The sequence below is a fragment of the Cytobacillus sp. FSL W7-1323 genome, assembly GCF_038595015.1.
Classification (GTDB): Bacteria; Bacillota; Bacilli; order Bacillales; family Cytobacillaceae; genus Cytobacillus; species Cytobacillus kochii.
Window position 1 is genome coordinate 4,086,328 of sequence record NZ_CP151998.1, and the last position, 17,595, is coordinate 4,103,922.

22 protein-coding genes and 1 pseudogene are annotated in these 17,595 nt (G+C 36.3%); 8 read left to right on the top strand and 15 right to left on the bottom strand.

Annotation, left to right across the window (positions count from 1 at the left end):
* Positions 1–8 precede the first annotated feature (8 nt).
* The 3 genes from MKX67_RS20745 to MKX67_RS20755 are packed head-to-tail and all read right to left on the bottom strand — an operon-like array spanning position 9 to position 2,374.
* Entirely contained in the window at positions 9–707 is a 699-nt protein-coding gene (locus MKX67_RS20745) for an amino acid ABC transporter permease (RefSeq protein ID WP_095371755.1), read from the bottom strand.
* Between the two features lie 51 nt (positions 708–758).
* Positions 759–1,604, bottom strand: coding sequence for a transporter substrate-binding domain-containing protein (locus tag MKX67_RS20750; protein ID WP_322909739.1), 846 nt, complete (start codon positions 1,602–1,604; stop codon positions 759–761).
* Positions 1,605–1,621: 17 nt separating this feature from the next.
* Positions 1,622–2,374 carry an amino acid ABC transporter ATP-binding protein gene (locus tag MKX67_RS20755; protein ID WP_095371753.1) on the bottom strand — a complete coding sequence of 251 codons (753 nt, stop codon included), beginning with the start codon at positions 2,372–2,374 and terminating at the stop codon, positions 1,622–1,624.
* A gap of 214 nt (positions 2,375–2,588) precedes the next feature.
* On the opposite strand from MKX67_RS20755, the gene MKX67_RS20760 reads away from it, so the two are divergent.
* Positions 2,589–3,743, top strand: a complete 1,155-nt coding sequence (locus MKX67_RS20760) for an acyl-CoA dehydrogenase family protein (RefSeq protein ID WP_322909740.1) — start codon at positions 2,589–2,591, stop codon at positions 3,741–3,743.
* A gap of 216 nt (positions 3,744–3,959) precedes the next feature.
* On the opposite strand, the gene MKX67_RS20765 is transcribed toward MKX67_RS20760, so the two are convergent.
* The 8 genes and pseudogenes from MKX67_RS20765 to MKX67_RS20800 all read right to left on the bottom strand — a co-directional run bounded on the left by MKX67_RS20765 (position 3,960) and on the right by MKX67_RS20800 (position 9,501).
* Positions 3,960–4,130 (bottom strand): hypothetical protein, encoded by a 171-nt coding sequence (locus MKX67_RS20765; protein WP_342488708.1) that lies wholly within the window; start codon positions 4,128–4,130, stop codon positions 3,960–3,962.
* Between the two features lie 264 nt (positions 4,131–4,394).
* Complete coding sequence (locus tag MKX67_RS20770; RefSeq protein ID WP_307315991.1) at positions 4,395–5,612, bottom strand: MFS transporter; 1,218 nt, start codon at positions 5,610–5,612, stop codon at positions 4,395–4,397.
* 21 nt (positions 5,613–5,633) lie between these two features.
* On the bottom strand, positions 5,634–5,936 hold the full coding sequence (locus tag MKX67_RS20775; RefSeq protein ID WP_322909742.1) for a hypothetical protein: 303 nt from the start codon (positions 5,934–5,936) through the stop codon (positions 5,634–5,636).
* A gap of 16 nt (positions 5,937–5,952) precedes the next feature.
* Complete coding sequence (locus MKX67_RS20780) at positions 5,953–6,984, bottom strand: DUF2804 domain-containing protein (protein ID WP_342488709.1); 1,032 nt, start codon at positions 6,982–6,984, stop codon at positions 5,953–5,955.
* Between the two features lie 12 nt (positions 6,985–6,996).
* Complete coding sequence (locus MKX67_RS20785; protein ID WP_342488710.1) at positions 6,997–7,623, bottom strand: histidine phosphatase family protein; 627 nt, start codon at positions 7,621–7,623, stop codon at positions 6,997–6,999.
* A 26-nt stretch (positions 7,624–7,649) separates the two neighbouring features.
* Positions 7,650–8,436, bottom strand: a pseudogene (locus tag MKX67_RS20790) (MBL fold metallo-hydrolase).
* A 198-nt stretch (positions 8,437–8,634) separates the two neighbouring features.
* Positions 8,635–8,778 (bottom strand): hypothetical protein, encoded by a 144-nt coding sequence (locus MKX67_RS20795; protein ID WP_157733878.1) that lies wholly within the window; start codon positions 8,776–8,778, stop codon positions 8,635–8,637.
* A 303-nt stretch (positions 8,779–9,081) separates the two neighbouring features.
* A complete protein-coding gene (locus MKX67_RS20800) occupies positions 9,082–9,501 on the bottom strand; it encodes a MarR family transcriptional regulator (protein WP_157733877.1) in 420 nt (139 codons plus the stop codon).
* Positions 9,502–9,786: 285 nt separating this feature from the next.
* Here MKX67_RS20800 and MKX67_RS20805 point away from each other — a divergent pair, with 285 nt between their 5' ends.
* Positions 9,787–10,215, top strand: coding sequence for a DMT family transporter (locus MKX67_RS20805; RefSeq protein WP_322909746.1), 429 nt, complete (start codon positions 9,787–9,789; stop codon positions 10,213–10,215).
* Positions 10,216–10,226: 11 nt separating this feature from the next.
* A complete protein-coding gene (locus MKX67_RS20810) occupies positions 10,227–10,691 on the top strand; it encodes a DMT family transporter (RefSeq protein WP_095371744.1) in 465 nt (154 codons plus the stop codon).
* Between the two features lie 284 nt (positions 10,692–10,975).
* Here the strand turns inward: MKX67_RS20810 and MKX67_RS20815 are convergent, their stop codons facing one another.
* A complete protein-coding gene (locus MKX67_RS20815) occupies positions 10,976–11,599 on the bottom strand; it encodes an acyltransferase (RefSeq protein ID WP_342488711.1) in 624 nt (207 codons plus the stop codon).
* A 172-nt stretch (positions 11,600–11,771) separates the two neighbouring features.
* On the opposite strand from MKX67_RS20815, the gene MKX67_RS20820 reads away from it, so the two are divergent.
* The 4 genes from MKX67_RS20820 to MKX67_RS20835 all read left to right on the top strand — a co-directional run bounded on the left by MKX67_RS20820 (position 11,772) and on the right by MKX67_RS20835 (position 14,276).
* The gene (locus MKX67_RS20820) at positions 11,772–12,230 is read left to right on the top strand and encodes a MarR family transcriptional regulator (protein ID WP_157733876.1); all 459 of its coding nucleotides are present in this window, start codon (positions 11,772–11,774) and stop codon (positions 12,228–12,230) included.
* Entirely contained in the window at positions 12,227–12,703 is a 477-nt protein-coding gene (locus tag MKX67_RS20825; protein ID WP_307316008.1) for a glutathione peroxidase, read from the top strand. The genes MKX67_RS20820 and MKX67_RS20825 overlap by 4 nt, the downstream gene beginning before the upstream one ends.
* Positions 12,704–12,812: 109 nt before the next feature.
* Positions 12,813–13,526, top strand: coding sequence for a tryptophan-rich sensory protein (locus tag MKX67_RS20830; protein WP_095371740.1), 714 nt, complete (start codon positions 12,813–12,815; stop codon positions 13,524–13,526).
* A gap of 21 nt (positions 13,527–13,547) precedes the next feature.
* A complete protein-coding gene (locus MKX67_RS20835; protein WP_342488712.1) occupies positions 13,548–14,276 on the top strand; it encodes an alpha/beta family hydrolase in 729 nt (242 codons plus the stop codon).
* A gap of 35 nt (positions 14,277–14,311) precedes the next feature.
* Here the strand turns inward: MKX67_RS20835 and MKX67_RS20840 are convergent, their stop codons facing one another.
* From MKX67_RS20840 to MKX67_RS20850, 3 genes are all read right to left on the bottom strand, one after another.
* Positions 14,312–14,968 carry a hypothetical protein gene (locus MKX67_RS20840; RefSeq protein ID WP_281202726.1) on the bottom strand — a complete coding sequence of 219 codons (657 nt, stop codon included), beginning with the start codon at positions 14,966–14,968 and terminating at the stop codon, positions 14,312–14,314.
* Positions 14,969–15,216: 248 nt separating this feature from the next.
* The gene (locus tag MKX67_RS20845) at positions 15,217–15,633 is read right to left on the bottom strand and encodes a hypothetical protein (protein ID WP_307316017.1); all 417 of its coding nucleotides are present in this window, start codon (positions 15,631–15,633) and stop codon (positions 15,217–15,219) included.
* A gap of 27 nt (positions 15,634–15,660) precedes the next feature.
* Entirely contained in the window at positions 15,661–16,419 is a 759-nt protein-coding gene (locus tag MKX67_RS20850; protein ID WP_342488713.1) for an SGNH/GDSL hydrolase family protein, read from the bottom strand.
* Positions 16,420–16,551: 132 nt separating this feature from the next.
* Between MKX67_RS20850 and MKX67_RS20855 the strand changes: the two genes are divergently transcribed.
* The gene (locus tag MKX67_RS20855; RefSeq protein WP_307316020.1) at positions 16,552–17,541 is read left to right on the top strand and encodes a LacI family DNA-binding transcriptional regulator; all 990 of its coding nucleotides are present in this window, start codon (positions 16,552–16,554) and stop codon (positions 17,539–17,541) included.
* The last annotated feature ends 54 nt before the right edge of the window (positions 17,542–17,595 follow it).

Genomic DNA, 17,595 nt, shown 5'->3' on the forward strand with positions numbered 1-17,595 from the left:
TTCCTTCATTATGATTTGGATAAACTGACCTTTCCTTTCTTTAAAACCTTTTCTAATGTACTAATGACCATTTCTATTAAAATACAAGTGCCCCAGTATATAAGAGAAATGACGACATAAATCTCAAACATACCTATACCATGGTTATTACCTAATATAATCCTTACTTGACCCATAATATCGATAATACCAATCGTGAATGCTAAGGAAGTATCTTTTAATAGTTCGATAATGTTATTACCTAAATTCGGTAAAGATAAAACGAAGGCTTGAGGCAACACCACTCTCCATAATGCTTGTGTATAGGTCATCCCTACACTATATGCTGCTTCAAATTGATCCTCACCAACTGCCAAATAGGCAGAACGTACAACTTCTGAAAGATAAGCAGCATTATGCAGGGAGAGACTAATTAAAACAAAAATCATCCGATCCATACTATTAATATCAATTTGAAAAGCTAATAACAGCTGTGGTAACCCAAAATAAACAAGAAATAATTGCACTAATAAAGGTGTCGATCGACAGAATGAGAGATAAAATGTTGCGATTTGATAAATTACTTTGAATCTCTTAATACGGATAATCGCTATAGCTACACCTAAGACTAATGAACAAACTAAGGAAATGAGTAACATAAATAAAGTGATTGGTAGCTTATCTAATACTTGTATAAACAAACTAAACCAATCATTCACCACCGACATCCAACCTTCTCCCCTTTCTAATAACAAAGAATAATCCGTAATTCGACGTGATTACGGATTAAATTTATAGTTTTCCTCATTGATATAATCTAGGTTCTCAAAGAAATTGACTTCAAACCATTTTTCAGCCAAATCTGGTAAGGTACCATCCTCAATCAGCTCTTTCGTCACATCATCGAACTCTTTAGCTAGTTCTGTGTGTTCTTTATTAAAAACGGTATAAACAGGCTCTTTTGACACAATCCCGGCCACTTTCAAATTTAAATCCAACTCTTTTTGGACAGCATTGAAAGTTGTTACATTAATAAACATGGCATCATCCTTACCATCATTAACCCGCCCTAGGTTATCTGCATTAGAAGGAAATTCAATACTCTCAATATCAATTTGCTCATCAGGATTGTTTTTGTTATAACTATTTAATATTGTTCTTAAACCACCACTAGGAGACATCGGTGCTAATTTCTTGCCTACCATATCTTCTAATGTTTTGATATCATCACGATTTGGTTGTGTTACGAGAGAAGTGAGTGAATAACCAAATTCCTGTTCAGGATAAAGGAACTTTTCTTCTCTTTCAGGGTTTTTAAAAAACCAATTAATCGCAAAATCATATTTGCCTGTATCCACGCCAACTAAATTTGCTTCCTCTTCTCCCCAAACATATTCAAAATGGTAGTCTTCTAATTTCTTTTCTACTTCTTTCAAATAATCCATATCGTAACCAATTGGCTCATTATTATCATCCGCATATAGGAATGGTGGATTCACCTCGTCACTTATGGCGACAGTAATAACTTTCTTACCATCTTCAGTTGTCCCATTACTTGAAGACGAGCACCCAGCAATGAATAAAACGCTTATTATAAGTAAAAATGTAATTTTTAACCCTTTCATATTAGTCCTCCATTCTCTTAGATAGTAAAGTCTGGTTCCTTCATTATTCTTTTTAAAAACTTTCTTGTTCTCTCTTGTTTCGGGTGAATAAGAATGTCGTCAGGTGGCCCTTGTTCAATAATCTGACCATCATCCATAAATACCACTCTATTCGAAACCTCACGAGCAAAATCTATCTCATGGGTGACAATCATCATCGTAACCCCGCCACTAGCAATTTCTCGAATAATTTCTAGCACTTCTCCTACCATTTCCGGGTCAAGTGCTGAAGTTGGTTCGTCAAACAATATAACGTCCGGATTTAGTGCTAACGCCCGGGCAATCCCCACTCTTTGTTTTTGACCTCCAGATAGTTGTTGCGGATACGCATTGATTTTATCTGCTAAACCTACCTTAGTTAGAATGTCTATCCCGATTTCTCTCGCCATTTTTTTCGATTTCTTTTGTGCAACGATTAAACCTTCTGTGACGTTTTCTAGAACCGTTTTATTCTCAAAAAGGTTATAGTGTTGAAAGACCATCGCCGTCCTTCTTCTTAATTGGAGAATGTCTTTCTTTACTGGTTTTTTTGTTTGTATCGTTAAATCATGGATTGATATTGTTCCTTCGTCTGGCTTTTCCAAATAGTTCACACATCTAAGGAGCGTTGTTTTTCCTGAACCGCTCGGACCAATAATTGTAACAACATCCCCTTTTGATACTTCTAAATCAATACCTTTTAATACATGGTTATTTTTAAACTTTTTATGAATATGCTTCAGTAAGATCATTTAAACCTCACTTTCCTGCATTACTGCATTGGTGTTAGAATTTTATAAAAAAAGATTAACAAAACAATTTCTATATGTAAAGTCGGAATTTTATTATTTTTTAAATATTTCAACAAACCAATATCCTCTCCTTGACGAACATGAACCACTTGTTTAACATTTAAACCAACAAAGGAAGTAGGGATTAGATAGTTCATTAGAGGAGGAAGAGACATTGGTTTCACAATTATTCGTGAAGACGGAAGAGCAGAGAAAATGGTTACATGCATTACAAACAAAAAAAGCGACGTTTCTTAGTCGTTCACAAGAAATAGATGAAGAGGCGAAATTCCCTCATGAGAATATTCGTGAATTAGTGGAATTAGGTTATACAAAAGTGACATTACCTAAAAGATATGGCGGTGAGGGGCTTGGTGTGTATGACATGGTTCTTTTCCAAGAAACCCTTGCTTCCTACGATAGTGCCACTGCCTTAAGTATCGGATGGCATGTTGGTGGATTAGGTGAAATCTATGAAAAGCAATTATGGACAGAGAAACAACTTGCCTCTTTTGCAAATGATGTACAAAAAGGCGCACTTGTGAATCGGTCTGTAAGCGAAGCACAAACAGGTAGCCCGACAAGAGGTGGCAGACCCGGAACTACCGCTGTGCGCAAAAATGGTTCGTGGGTTATTAATGGTCGTAAAAATTTTACAACAATGTCGCCTGCTTTAACCTATTTTCTCACTTCTGCCTGGATAGAGGAGAAACAAACGATTGGCTTTTTCTTAATTCATAAAGATACGCCAGGATTATCTATTGACGAAACATGGGACGTCGTGGCTATGAGAGGAACAGGAAGTCATGATCTCGTATTAGATCAAGTAGTCATTCCTGAAGAGGCACTCGTTGAAACAATTGCTGACAGGGGAAAATCTTTAAACGGATGGGTACTACATATCCCCGCCTGCTATCTCGGAATTGCTCAAGCAGCTAGAGATTACGCCGTACAATTTGCCTTAGAGCATAAACCAAATAGTATAAAAGGGTCTATTAGTGAATTACCGAATGTACAAACACTTCTCGGTGAAATCGATGCCGCTTTGCTTGCTGCAAGACATCTACTCTATCACGTGGCCGAAGTATACGATGATATAAATAGAAGAAAATATATTGAAAACGAACTAGCTGTTGCTAAATACCAAGTAACACATGCAGCACTTAACGTTGTCGATAAAGCGATGCGTGTCGCAGGAGCAAAAAGCTTACAACGTAATAATCCACTTCAAAGATATTACCGAGACGTCCGTGCTGGTCTTCATAATCCGCCAATGGACAATATCACCATTCAAAAACTTGCTGAATCAGCGATTGCTCAGTATAAATAAGGGCAAGCTAAAATCAGACACGCGGGAATTCCAAAATGAAATTTCTCCGTGTCTTTTTTTGTGGCGTTAGGGGAGAGCTTTGTAAGGAGTTGAGTATTTTAAAACTGTGGGGATTAGTAGGGAAATTGAGGACTTCGACTCAGCGCATCTTTGTCACTTGTAATGTTTGTCATCACGAATTTAGCAATCTATCTTACCGCTTGCTTTTACTAATGACTATTTTAGGTCCGTCCCCACATCTTTTTGCTTTTTATTTGGGATGTGTTCGGATTTCGTTTTTGGCAACACACCTACTTGCTTTTCATCCCAGTTATGTTCGTATTCCCATTTTGGCAACACACCTACTTGCTTTTCATACAAGTTGTGTTCGTATTCCCAATTTGACAACTCATCTATCTGCTTTTCATCCTAGTTGTGTTCATATTCCTAATTTGGCAACTCATCTACCTGCTTTCCATCCTAGTTGTGTTCGTATCTCCAATTTGACAACTCATCTCACTGCTTTTCATCCTAGTTGTGTTCGTATCTCCCATTTGACAACTCATCTACCTGCTTTTCATCCTAGTTGTGTTCGTATTGAACCTTTTACATTTCCCAAGGCTTCTTTTTATCTTTTTTTTACCTAATTACCTTCACTATCCCTATTTTCCTTCAATCCAGTGGTCTCATTTCACTTAGCCTCACACCATTGTGTCTATATTTGAATAGAAACAGAGATAATAAGCTTAATATTGTGGTCCCGATTAAGAAGGGCAAATAAGTGTTCCATTCAGTTATCACACCTGCTAAGAAAGTAGCGAGCATTCCGGTAAGACTTGTCAGAACATATACTGCGCTTCTGACGCGAGCGATTAAATGATCGGGTGTAATTCCTTGTTGGACAGAGATTTGGACAACAAATCCCATTGAAAGCGCACCATCGAATAGAACCATCCCCAAACACATCAAATAAAAATGACTAGTGGTCAAAAGTATAATCCCAACCCCTGAGATAGCCATGAGGAGACCTAGGAAAGGTAGCCAATTCATTTGATTAAACCGCAGCATGAGAAAAACACCTAGCAGATTACCAATACCGGCGCATGACAGTAACAGTCCAATTTGTGTTTCTGAAAAAGCTAGTGTTAAATCTGCATGAATGATGACACTGAGAATGATAAAAGTGGTACTAAAGGAGAGCACAATCGCCGTTAGAGTGATTAACTTTTGTGAAGCATTAATAAAAAGGTGGCCCATTCCTGCTTTCGATTCTTCGATAAAAGCCCTTACACTTTTTACTAAAGTTTGTTGTTTTTTCACCGTTGGTTGATGATTGTATTTTGTGAAAATTAGCAGAAGCATGGCTGCGAGATAGAGCGTGCCACAAATGATGAGCGTAGTCGAGCCACCATATGTTGCAAAGAGATAGCCACCTAAGGCTGGGCCAATGAATGTAACAATGGCATCCGCTGCCTCAAGTAAATTATTCGCACTTAAAAGCCTTTCCCTCGAAACAATGCGGGGAATCATTGCTTGTTGGGCAATTTGAATAACAAGACCAACAAAACCGAGTAAAAATATAATGATAGTAATCAACCATAGATCCCCTATATCTCTAGCGAAAATATAAGAAAGAAAAAATAACAAACAGCCGTATACGAAATTGGCAACCCAAGCTACAGTCACCACATTGATTCTTTCAATAAACGTTCCTACTGGAATGGCAAAGAGAATCGATGCCGCCTTTTGCACCATTAATACAGCCGTCGTTACAATAGGAGACCCAGACATACCGAGAACAATGAGGGGAAGGATAAGTTCATAAAAACGATCACTTAATAAACGCGATAAGTAATGACTCCACACTTTGATAAATTCTCCGTTTATCATCGACCCTACCTCATTCCCCTTCTATATCGTTTTCGTATATTTTACCCATGCCAATACATTCAATAGAATTGTCACGATTAAAAGCACACTTGAAGCAAGGACAACCGAACTTGTTATATCCATCAAGGCACTAAAATCTTCTATTTCTATAAGAAATTTTTGCACCATTAATTGAAATAAAATAGCCGTACTACAACAGATGAAACTTAAAAATGAATACGTCATCCACCGTTTGGCATTTTCTTGTTCTCGACCAAGATTAAGCAACGGTAAGATCCAAGCAACTATGCCTAAAACCAGACTCCCTATATTTAACCAACCCATAATAACCACCTTTTGCTCACCATTTATTCTCCACCCTCTCAGCAAAACCAAGAAAGTCTTTCAGTACAATGGTTGTTCCATCATCTAATACCGCTTTACCAGTGAAATGACCAAATACTTGATGCTGATCACTAGAAATAACTATGACCGAGGTGTAATCTTTACGATCTAAAATGGGGATGAAGTCCATTTCGAACCTTCCATCGCTTGAAGTGAATCGCCAAGGTGAGAGATAGTCAAAGATTCCATTATTCTGTGGGATATGGAAAGTAACCTCTTCCAGTTTATGGGCCACTCCATCATAGAAGAGCATATTTTCACTGGCAAGAGAAGTATCGCCAAAGCCATAGCCGATATTAAAGCCGAATGTTTTCCCCTCGACAACACCAGATGCTGATCCCCAATACCACGTATTTTTATATGTCCATACACCCCTGCCCCAGTCTAATGTAGCAAAACTGTTCTTTTTCTGAAATTGATATTCTGTTTGCCCATAGTTGACACTGCCCTTTGCACGCATCCCATTGATCTTTTGATTATAGTAAAACGCTTGTCGATCTTCCTTAAATGGAATAGCCATTACAATAGAATCTTTAGCCTCATTAATTAAATCAATGTCACAGGCAAAGTCAGTTTTACCATCGAAATTTTTCATATGACAACATAATTTCCTACCATTCTTTATATGCGAAAAGGACAGCTTAATTCGCTTATCTTCGTAAACAATATCGCCTTCCTTTGAAGTCGACGGTAAGTTCAACTTCCCAAATGTAAGAGGCTTCATAATGCTTGTCGTTCGATAAGAAGCACGCTTAAAATCAAGAAAAGACACACTCAATAAAGCCATGTAGGAATTGTCGGCAATGGTCAGAGCCACACCAAAATCATCATTACAAACTAAATAATAATCCCATTCCTTTATTCTCCACGCTTGAGCCTTGATGGCCTTTCGATCATATGTAAGCAGGAGCTGTTTTGCATACCCTGATTGAACAAGTTCCCCTTTATCATTTAAAAGATGACCCGCTTCCGTCATTTCTCTCTGCACAACATAACCTCCCTAAGTGAATTCATATTGGTCCGGTTGAAGATGAGACATATCTGCTTCCAATAGGATGTTTTTCTGACCATTTACAATTTCAATTACTGAAAGACAAGTATCATGAATGTACGGGGCATCCCAAAGGTTTTCCATAGGTATTTGTTTCATGTAGGCAAGAAGCGTTTTGATTACGACCGTATGTGTAACAAGCAAAACATTTCCATTCTTATGGTTTGTCATCACTCTTTTTAGCACTTTTACTGCTCGATCCTGTACTTGCTGAAAACTTTCTCGTTCTGTTGGATGATAGAGATGAGGCGCACACCAAAAGGCATGGAATTCATCTGCGTATTGTTTTTGGACATCTGATTGTTGCTGCCCTTCCCAACTTCCCATATAAATCTCTTGTAAATCCTCATCAGTAAAAACCTTAATTGGGCGATTGCCTTTAATCAGGCTCGCCGTCATCATCGTTCTTCCACTTGGACTGGCATAAATCACATCAAACGGGACTTTGCTTAAATGTTCTCCTAATAATTTGGCGTTCTCACTCCCAATTGTTGTTAGGTCAGAATCTAATCTTCCCTGTAGCCTTCTTTCTCTATTCCATTCTGTCTGACCATGTCTTGTCATGTATATTTTCACCATTCACCCTTCTTTCTGTACAAAAACTAAAATCGAAAGCTTATCTGTTGAAAGGAATGTATACCTGTCCCAAATTGATCCAATTGATGACTCTTTAAATACTGAACTGCATCATAAGCTTCCTGCAAAACAGTCGGTGCTAATCCTAATGTATGATGTGATCCGAACACTTTTGCTACATTGGGAATCATCGCTATTTTTTCAATTGATCGCACGAGATCAGATGGACTCGTAGAAGGATAAAAAGCGAATATAGGCTCGGTATCATACAATAAATCGCCTGTAAATAGGTAGTTATGTGTTTCATCATAAATAGTAATATGCCCCGGTGAGTGTCCTGGCGTATGATAGATTTTAAGTTTTCGATTCCCTAATTGCAGCTAGTAAAGCGGTCGGCTCTCCTGTAAAAGGCTGATATGTTTCAGGATTAAATGTTTTCGGTTTGGGGATTGTAATATCTCTTTGTATATCAGTGCGGATTTGTTGGAGCGTAAGACCACTAATACCATTAACTAACCAGTCTTTATCTAGCTCATGAACGTAAATCGTATCGTACAATCCATGTCCACCAATATGATCGACATGAACATGCGTTGTTATGACCTCAATAGGTAAGGAAGTTAATTGATCGGTTATACGTTTAATGTTATCTATTCCAAGACCTGTATCAATGAGTACCGCTTTTTCTTCACCAATGAGCAAAAACGAATGTACTTTTTCCCAGTGGCCATATTCACTAATCGCATACGTTTTACTATCAATTAATTGCACAGTAAACCAAGAATCTTTAATTAACACAAGCTTCACCTGCATTTCGAAAATTGAATTAGAAGAGCATTGGGAGTAGTCGATTGATTATAATGTTCTTTATTAAGTATAGCAATTGCCAATGTATGTGAATAGGTAGCATTTTCAAAAAGAGATAAGTGTTTGAAAGTGAACAATTTTTGTCTTTGTCTTTTTTTCCATAATTTATGATAATCAAGTGCGAATAACCTGGAGTCAGTATGTTTATTTGTCGTCTACTTTCTGTTTATCGATAGCAAAAATTCTTCCACTTCGTTTGTCAGGTTCTTTTATAGCCCACTTTCGATTTTTCCAAGCTTTTTTACCTACCTTTATTCCTGATTCCTCACTTTCTTTCCGTTCTTCCAAACCAATTTACCAGCTCCGCTAACGAGCTTTGCTCTGTGACCATCTGGGTCAACTAATTTAGCAGATTGTTATTTGCGTATATGTATCCATTTGGCGTAAGAATATCATCATCATCACCAGCGCATCTGGATCAAGGGAGAAAAACACCATGAGTTGGATGATAATCTTGCTATTAAATAATAGTGATCCGTTTTCGTCATCAAACTGATATCCAGCATATCGGTAAAGTAAGGAAATCTCATTAGATTGCAAAAAAAGGGACCAAAAAAGCTCACATAACGGCTTTTTTTGGTCCCTCGATATTTATCCTTTTACCATTCTTATAATATGGTCAAGGTCTGGTTTCGTCAGCGATGCATCTAAAGTTTGGTTTAATACATTAGAAATCGATTCAAACAACTGACTTCCTTCTTTGGTAAGAGTAATATAACTAGCTCTTTTATCGTCTTCACAAATTGATCTCCATACAAGTTGTTTGTTTTGGTAATTCTCCATGCGTGTAACTAATCGAGACAAAGCGCTATGACTAAGTCCGATTTTGGGTTGTAAATCCGTTAACCTTAATTTAAATTTATCTGCTTGTGATAAATGATACAAGAGATAAAATTCATTAAGGTTTAAATGGTATTGCTGTTGTATAACGTTATCTATCGCGTTATATAAACGGTTATAAAATTTTGAGTAGTTTACCCAAAAGTCGACTAATCGTTCAGGCGTTTCCAATGCAATCCCCTACCTCGAAAAACTATATTACGCATCTAATAAGCATATTATATCGTTAAACACACTACAATCAAAGTTCTATGCTCATTAAGCCAATTAAGTTGACAGGAAACAAAGATTGAATTATTATTTGCATGCGCAAACAAATAAAATGCGAGGTGATTCATCATGCTCTTCAATCATCAAAGTTCCTATCAAGATAATTAATTAACTTTAGAGTTCTATGTTCCATGGGAAACTCATTCATTTTGGACATAAAAATTAAAATTTAGGGGGATGTTTTTCGTGCGTTACTTAGCATATATTTTAGCCGTATTGGCAGGAACAGCACTTAGCTTCGAAAGCGCAATATACGGTCAACTTGGAGAAGCAATAGGAAAGCTAGAGACCAGTTTTTATAACTTCTTTATGGGCACTCTTATCATGGGAATAATATGGTTATTTTTTGGTAAGGGGAAACTTTCCTATACGATGGAAGCACCAAAATGGTCACTTTCTGGAGGAATTTTAGGAGTCATATATTTAACAGCTATCGTTATAAGTGTTCCTTTTGTTGGTGTTGGGATAACGATGGTTACAGTAATTATTGGTCAACTGATTATGAGTATGATCATTGAACACTTTGGTTGGCTTGGTATTAAACAAACTAAAATCAATAAAGAAAAAGTATTTGCAGTAATTTCTATGATTATTGCCCTTATATTAATTAACTAGGAGGTCTCCTTATGGATAGTTTAATGATTCTATTTACCTTATTAGGTGGTATCGCATTAAGTGCACAGTCATCCGTCCACGCAACCTTCAGCCGGAAAGCTGGAACTATCGAAACAACTTTTTTAACCATGTTAACTGGTTTAGTCTTTCTGACAATTATTATTATATTTTTCGGTCAAGGCAATGTACTTGGAATCCTTTCAGCACCTGTATGGCAGTTAAGCGCTGCACTTTTAGGTACGGCGTTCTTACTTCTCTCTGTCATAGCTGTTCCAAAAATCGGGGTTATAGCAGCCAATGTTGCCATTATCAGCGGACAACTGGCAAGTAGTATGATTATTGATCACTTTGGTTGGTTTGATAGTTTAATCATACCTTTAGACTGGAAACGACTTGTTGCACTAATATTTATGATTATTGCTGTTTATTTCATCTACAAAGGAAATAAACGCTCTAACGCTGAAACCATTTCTTGAAGTTACCATAAACATAGAAACGCTACAAACCCAAAAAGAGTTTGTGGCGTTTTTATAATGGATATTCCATTAATTAAATTCCCCAATATTTATACATATATTATAAGGATAATTGTTAGCTCTAACCAAAATCAGGAAGATAAATCATCGCTTCTTCCCCTAAACGCTTTAGTCAAGCCAAATAAATGGAATGATAAGTCAATTAAATTTTAAAGCCTTATTACATTTAAGATATCATCATGTTCTTTTTAAACTAGTGAAATCTAGCATTTTATCTCATCCTACTATAACCGCTCTCGACTCCAAGTTGTTCCTGTTTTGATTATCTTAGCTGGAGAGCCCGCAATGGTTGTATGTTCTTCGGAGAAAGGTTTAGTAACAACTGATCTTGCTCCGATGATCGTATCGTCCGGAATCACCGCGCCTTTGGAAATCAAGCAACTAGCAGCAACCCAAACATGATTACCAATGACCACATCCTTTGCACCGTTCAATCTTTCATTTGTTTCAAGGTCAAGAACGGAATGAGCATCTGTTGTTCTCACGGCTATATCATAAGAAAACATACAGTCCGCTCCAATGGTAATATTCTTTCCTTCTTGTGATAGTAGATAGACATTCTTAAAGGTCGTTCGGTCACCAACTTTAATCGATTGTTTTTTGCCTTTTAATAAAATATGACCAATCAAGTCGGTATCTTCCCCTATCATAATTTCATTATTTGAACCTCGTATGTGAATTAATATATTGGATAGTTTTGTCCCTTTTCCAATATGGATTTTATTATTTGAACCAGTGATTTTTAATTCAGCATTTTTAAAAACAAACGATTCTTCATCGTATATTAGTTGATTGTTTTTTCCAAATACTTTCGTCGTTAGTCCTTTAATTTCTTCTTGAAGTATCATGAAAATGGACCTCCTTACAATTATTGCTCGTATTATAACATCACTGAGGTATTGTAAAGGAGGAATTTACAGAAACTGAAAGCAACTGTTACATATGATTTAATTGTTATCTTATTTTTGCATTTACATCGTACCCGATATATAATGTATCGTGTACGATGTAAATGAGGAGGTGGTCAAAGTAAAAGCACAGACATTAGAAAATCAATTATGTTTCGCTATTTATAAAGCAACAAATCAATATACTAAGTTATACCGGAAAGCACTGGAACCGTTTGACCTCACTTACCCTCAATATATTGTCTTACTGGCTCTGTGGGAAAATGATCATATGATTATTAAACAATTAAGTGAAAAGTTATCGTTAGGGATTGGTACTTTAAACCCCATTATTTCTAAACTAGTAGAAAAAGATTATGTAATGAAAACACCCTCACCTATGGACAAAAGATCTGTAGTCATTTCATTGACCACAAAAGGTAGAAACTCCGAAAGTACGATATCAGAAATGATTTCAACTAAAGCTACAAAATGGGATTCATTTGCTATATTTGATGATCAATTCAAATTAAAATTACAAGAATTGAATACACTGTTATCTCAATTAAATGAAGGGGAGGAGAAAAAATGAATTTATATGATATAAACGTAAAACTCGAAAACGGTACCAATTATCAATTGGAGCAATATGAAGGCAAGGTATTACTAATTGTCAATACCGCAACAAAATGTGGCTTGGCCCCACAATTTGCAGAACTTGAGAACCTATATCAAAAATATAAAGATGCGGGACTGGTTATATTAGGATTTCCTTCGGATCAATTTAAACAAGAGCTCGACTCTGCTGAGGAAGCGAGTGAAGCTTGTCGGATGACCTATGGTGTTTCATTCCCTATGCATGAAATCATTAAAGTGAATGGAAAAGAAGCACACCCTTTATTCAATTATTTAACGACAGAAGCAAAAGGTTTTCTAAGCAAAAGCATTAAATGGAACTTTACTAAGTTTCTCATTAATCAAAATGGAAATGTGGTAGAGCGCTTCGGTCCTACAGATAAACCAAGTGATTTTGAGGAAAAAATAAAACAACTACTATCAAATTAAGAAATATGTCACTTCGCCTTCCCCATGGTAGATAACTATGATTATTACCGTTCACTTTAGGGTATTACAATTAATACCATCATTTTATTTATCAAGGGGAGGCTCATTCATGAATCAGTCAAAGAAACTAGGTATCGTCTACCTTATTACTTTCGCTATAATGATTTTCTTAAATTATTGGTCAGCTACAAATGTTGGCAATGTTGCTGATGCTAACCAACCTTTAATACAACCTGCTGGTTTTGCATTTTCCATTTGGGGGTTCATTTATTTACTTTTATTTATTTGGATTATCAGAGCTTTTTTTGTGAGAGGTGATGCTGTTTATGTAAAAACTAGCTACCTACCAGCTCTTAACTTTTTATTAAATGGCTGTTGGATTCTAGCTTTTACTGCTCAAGCACTACTAACATCAGTAATCATCATTTTTGCTTTACTTGTCACCTTAATTCTAATCTACGGTAGAATAAACGATACAACTCATACTTTCTTTGAAAAACTGCCATTTTCCATTTATATTGGTTGGGTTTCTGTAGCAAGTATTTTAAATGTATTTGTTTGGTTTGTAGGGATGGAACAGACTGTTTTTCTCGGATTGAATGAAGTGACTTGGACCTTTATTATGTTAGCAGTTGCTACAATATTAGCGATTGTTTTCTCTATTCGATTTAAAGACTTTATTTATACACTTGTTTTCATCTGGGCATACATTGGTATATATGCTAAAACACCTAATGATGCTGTGAAAAGCTTTGTGATGATCCTCATCCTTTTATTAATCGTTATTTTTATCTATACGCTCTACAAATTTTTCAAAAAGTAAATACAACTTAAGAGGCAAATTATGAAGAAGATAATCAAATCAAAAGTATTCCTTATCCTATCAGCTCTAGTAGTTACAGCAATCGGTGGATTTTTCATCTGGACTCAGCTCACTTATCATTCAGTGGATGAGCCAACGATCCCCGTAGACAAACAAATAAGCGTTGAAGATGATTGGCTTTTATTCGGTGACCCTAATAGTCAAATAGGTCTGATTCTTTATCCGGGTGCAAAAGTAGAACCCGAAGCTTATGCTTATATCGGTCAAGAATTAGCTAAAGAAAATCTATTTATCGCTATACCACATGTCACACTAAACATCGCCATACTTGATGTTTCTAAAGCTAACGAAATCATTAGTACGTATAAAGATGTAGATTGGTTTGTGGGAGGCCATTCAATGGGTGGTGCAGCAGCAGCCATGTACGCCGATAAAAACATAGATCAAGTACATGGTTTAATACTACTGGGTGCCTATGCCTCTGATAATGATACACTGACAAATTCGCAATTACCTGTCTTATCCATAAGTGGCTCAAATGATGGCCTAAGTACGCCCGCTAAAGTTGAAGAGAAGAAGGTTTTTCTTCCAGATGAAGCAGACTTCGTAGAAATCGAAGGAGGAAACCACGCCTATTTTGGTGTATACGGAGAACAATCTGGTGACAACCCAGCCGACATTTCTATTAAGAAACAACAAGAAACGATCATCGATACCATTACTCATTGGATAAAAGAACAAAAACAATAATTAAGAAGGGCTATCTACTATAGATAGCCCTCCTGTTATTCTCCTCTAATTCCTTCTACTTCAATCTCTGTAATATGATAAGATGAATGAAATGCCAGAGGTAACCAGTCTTCAACTAAATGAATTTTCTTCATGCCTGGAGTTGGCATAAGCAGTTGAATTTTTGATAATAGTTTTGTTTCATCCATTTCATAGGAGACAATATAAAATTGATCAAACGTTTGTTTAAGAGAATCGAATTCACCGAAGCTTAATTGTTCAAAATTCTGAGAAGTGACGTCTTCTAACATTAACTGTTCTCCTACTTCATTCATTTGTTCTAATTGCTGCCAATCAATATGACGATTAATCTTGGAGAGTTCAACTAAATAGTGCTCCTCTTTTCGACTCGGTGATGATTGTGGTGAAGGTCCTCCACTTTTAATGATAAATAAAGAGTTTGTTGCCTTATTTTCGAATTTAAGATAACCCCATGCATAACCGGCTTTAGAAAATTCAAATTGAATCCCAAGCTTGCGACATTCTTGTGCTACGGCATCTTCAATATGATTGCCTTTTACCCATGCATAACCTGTACTAATAAGCATTTCACGTTTCTTCTGTTCACGCTCATGAATGTAATGCCTATATCCTTTTAATATACCATCAACAATCGCCTGACTTAATTCAGGTGAAAATTTATAATTCATCAAGTGATTATTTCCTCCTAAGTTTTCTTTTTCACATATTCAACCTTTTTTGGAAAGGAAGATCATTGCTTGTTTTGGAAAAAAACCATTTTTATTACCATGCCCTTTTGTCTATTAATTCTTTTTCGTTCTCCCATACCATACGCAATAGGAGCTTCTTTATTCTTTTCTATATTCTATTATTTATGGTCTTCTAGTAAAGAGAAATGATAAAAGCATTCGCCTAATGAAGAAACGAATGCTATCTTTCTTTAGCCATTTTGAATAGAAACCGAAGTTTTTTCTCTCTTTATTTTCCAGTTGAGTGATAAAACTTTTTCTATCTCGTTTAATTGCTCCTCACTTACCTTTATATTAGTTACTCCGTTTTCTACGAGCGTGTAATCTTGGTCTTTCTCTAATCCGAACTTCATACTTAACATGCGTTGCAAGCCAGGGAAGGTAAGGAATTTGATGCGGTAACCATTGTTAATCATTGAAACAAAGTTTGCCTCATCTTTTTGAGCCAGATGAGCTAATTGTTCAAATTCGAACTGCTCGTTGTACTTTCTCCACTCTGTCGCTTCGTTTGACAAAGATTTTCTTATAATTTCTTCGTCCGTTACACCTTTATTACGTAACAGCTCAATCATATATGCTTCCATTAAAGTTAATTGTTGTTTCAACATTCATCAGCTCCGAGGTTTTCTTTCATTTTACCACGGGATTGGCTTATTAAAGTACTCATTCATTACTTGAAACCAAATATAGTAACCAATATTATTCGGATGCACCCCATCTGCCAATGTGTCTTTTAACTCAAATGAACCGTCCGCCATTCTTTTTGCCATCGGTCGATAAATATCTATATATGACCACTCGTTTTCTTTAATATACTGTTCTGTTGCTTTTAAATAGTCTTGATAAGAATGATTGCGCTTATTATCAATTTTTCCGTTATAAAGAACAGTTGTCGGATTGGGAGAAAGAAATTGAATTTTCGTATCAGGAGAGGCCTTTTTAATTTTATCAACGGTTTTTTCAATCGCTTGCTCTGTTTCTTTTATGCTTTGATGATATTGATAACTATTAACGACACCTGTTTCAATCATTACCAAATCAGGCTCTGATTTTACCAACTTTTCAACCGTTCCATCCTTAAGTAGCATATTTAAGGTGTAACCGCTTTTAGCAAAGTTATGAAATGACAGCTTTTTTTTATGTGGCAAATGGCGTTCTCGCACTTCCTTTTCTAATAAACGAAACCAAGAAAACATCGGATGAGATGCCCCTTTCCCACGAGCAACACTACTGCCAATAACGGCTACCTTTGCACCGTTCTTACTGTAGCTTTCAGAGACAATATAATCATAAATTGTTGTCTGGTCGCTAAATGAATGGATTGTTTTAGCCGACACAGCAGAGCCAGAAAACAATAAAATACTCGTAAACACTAAAATCATCGTTTTTTTCATTTTATTCGCTTCCTTTCATACTCTCTGCTTACCCTTTTCACTGGTACTTAATCTAGGTCATTTTGACTTCTCTCTCCCATGGGAATCTGATAAAATAAGGAAGCACAGTTTTTCTTGAAAGGAGGAAACTAGATGGTCTCTTCTAAGGATGTTGCCAAACATGCTGGCGTTTCTCAAACGACCGTATCACGTGTACTTAATACTCCAAACCTAGTCAAAAAACCAACAGTAGATAAAGTGATGGCTGCGATTGAAGAACTTCATTACATTCCTAATGCCCATGCCCGTTCTCTTGTACAAAATAAAACAAACACGATTGCGTTACTTTCTGGACCCCTTCATAATCCTTTTTTTGTCGATACAACAGCTGCAATTGTTAATTACGCTAATAGCAAAGGTTATCGTGTGCATGTTCAATTTGTGAATGATGAGAAATTAAATGAGGCATATACTTCAGTAGTTGAAAATAAGGTAGATGGAGTCGTGATGTCCTGTATCTTACTTGATGATCCTATTTTCGAGAAGTTTGAGAAAATGGATATACCATTTATTACATATAATCGAAAACATATTAATAATAAACATTTTGTTGAAATCGATAATTTTCAGGCTGGCATACTTTCAGCTCGTCATATGCTAGAGTTAGGTCATAAACAAATTGCTTGGATTGGAGGTCCCTCTACCGTTAGTACATTTAAAAATAGATACGATGGCTTCGTTGAAGGGATGAACACTCAATACCTTGCATCGCAATATGTGATTCAAACGAATACATCAAAACAAGCGGTAAAAGAAGCATTTGAAAAACTGATGCAATTACCGACTCCACCGACAGCTATTTGTGCTGCAACAGATGCAATCGCTCTACAAACAATTGATGAAGCAACAAAGGCCGGTTTTCGTGTCCCAGGCGATATTAGCGTAGTCGGTATCGATAATGTTGACTTAAGTAAACACGGTAGTATCGAGTTAACAACCGTCGGAAGTATCTCTGAGCAAAATTTAGGTTTTCTAGCCATCAATGAACTGATTGAAATGATTGAAAATAAAAAAAACAGTTGCGTAAAAATCACTGAATCTGTTAAAGTATTTAATAGGAAAACAACAAAGGCATATCAATAGTTTTTATTTATGCAAAAATGAATACGTAACCATTTTAAAGCATAATCCCTTACC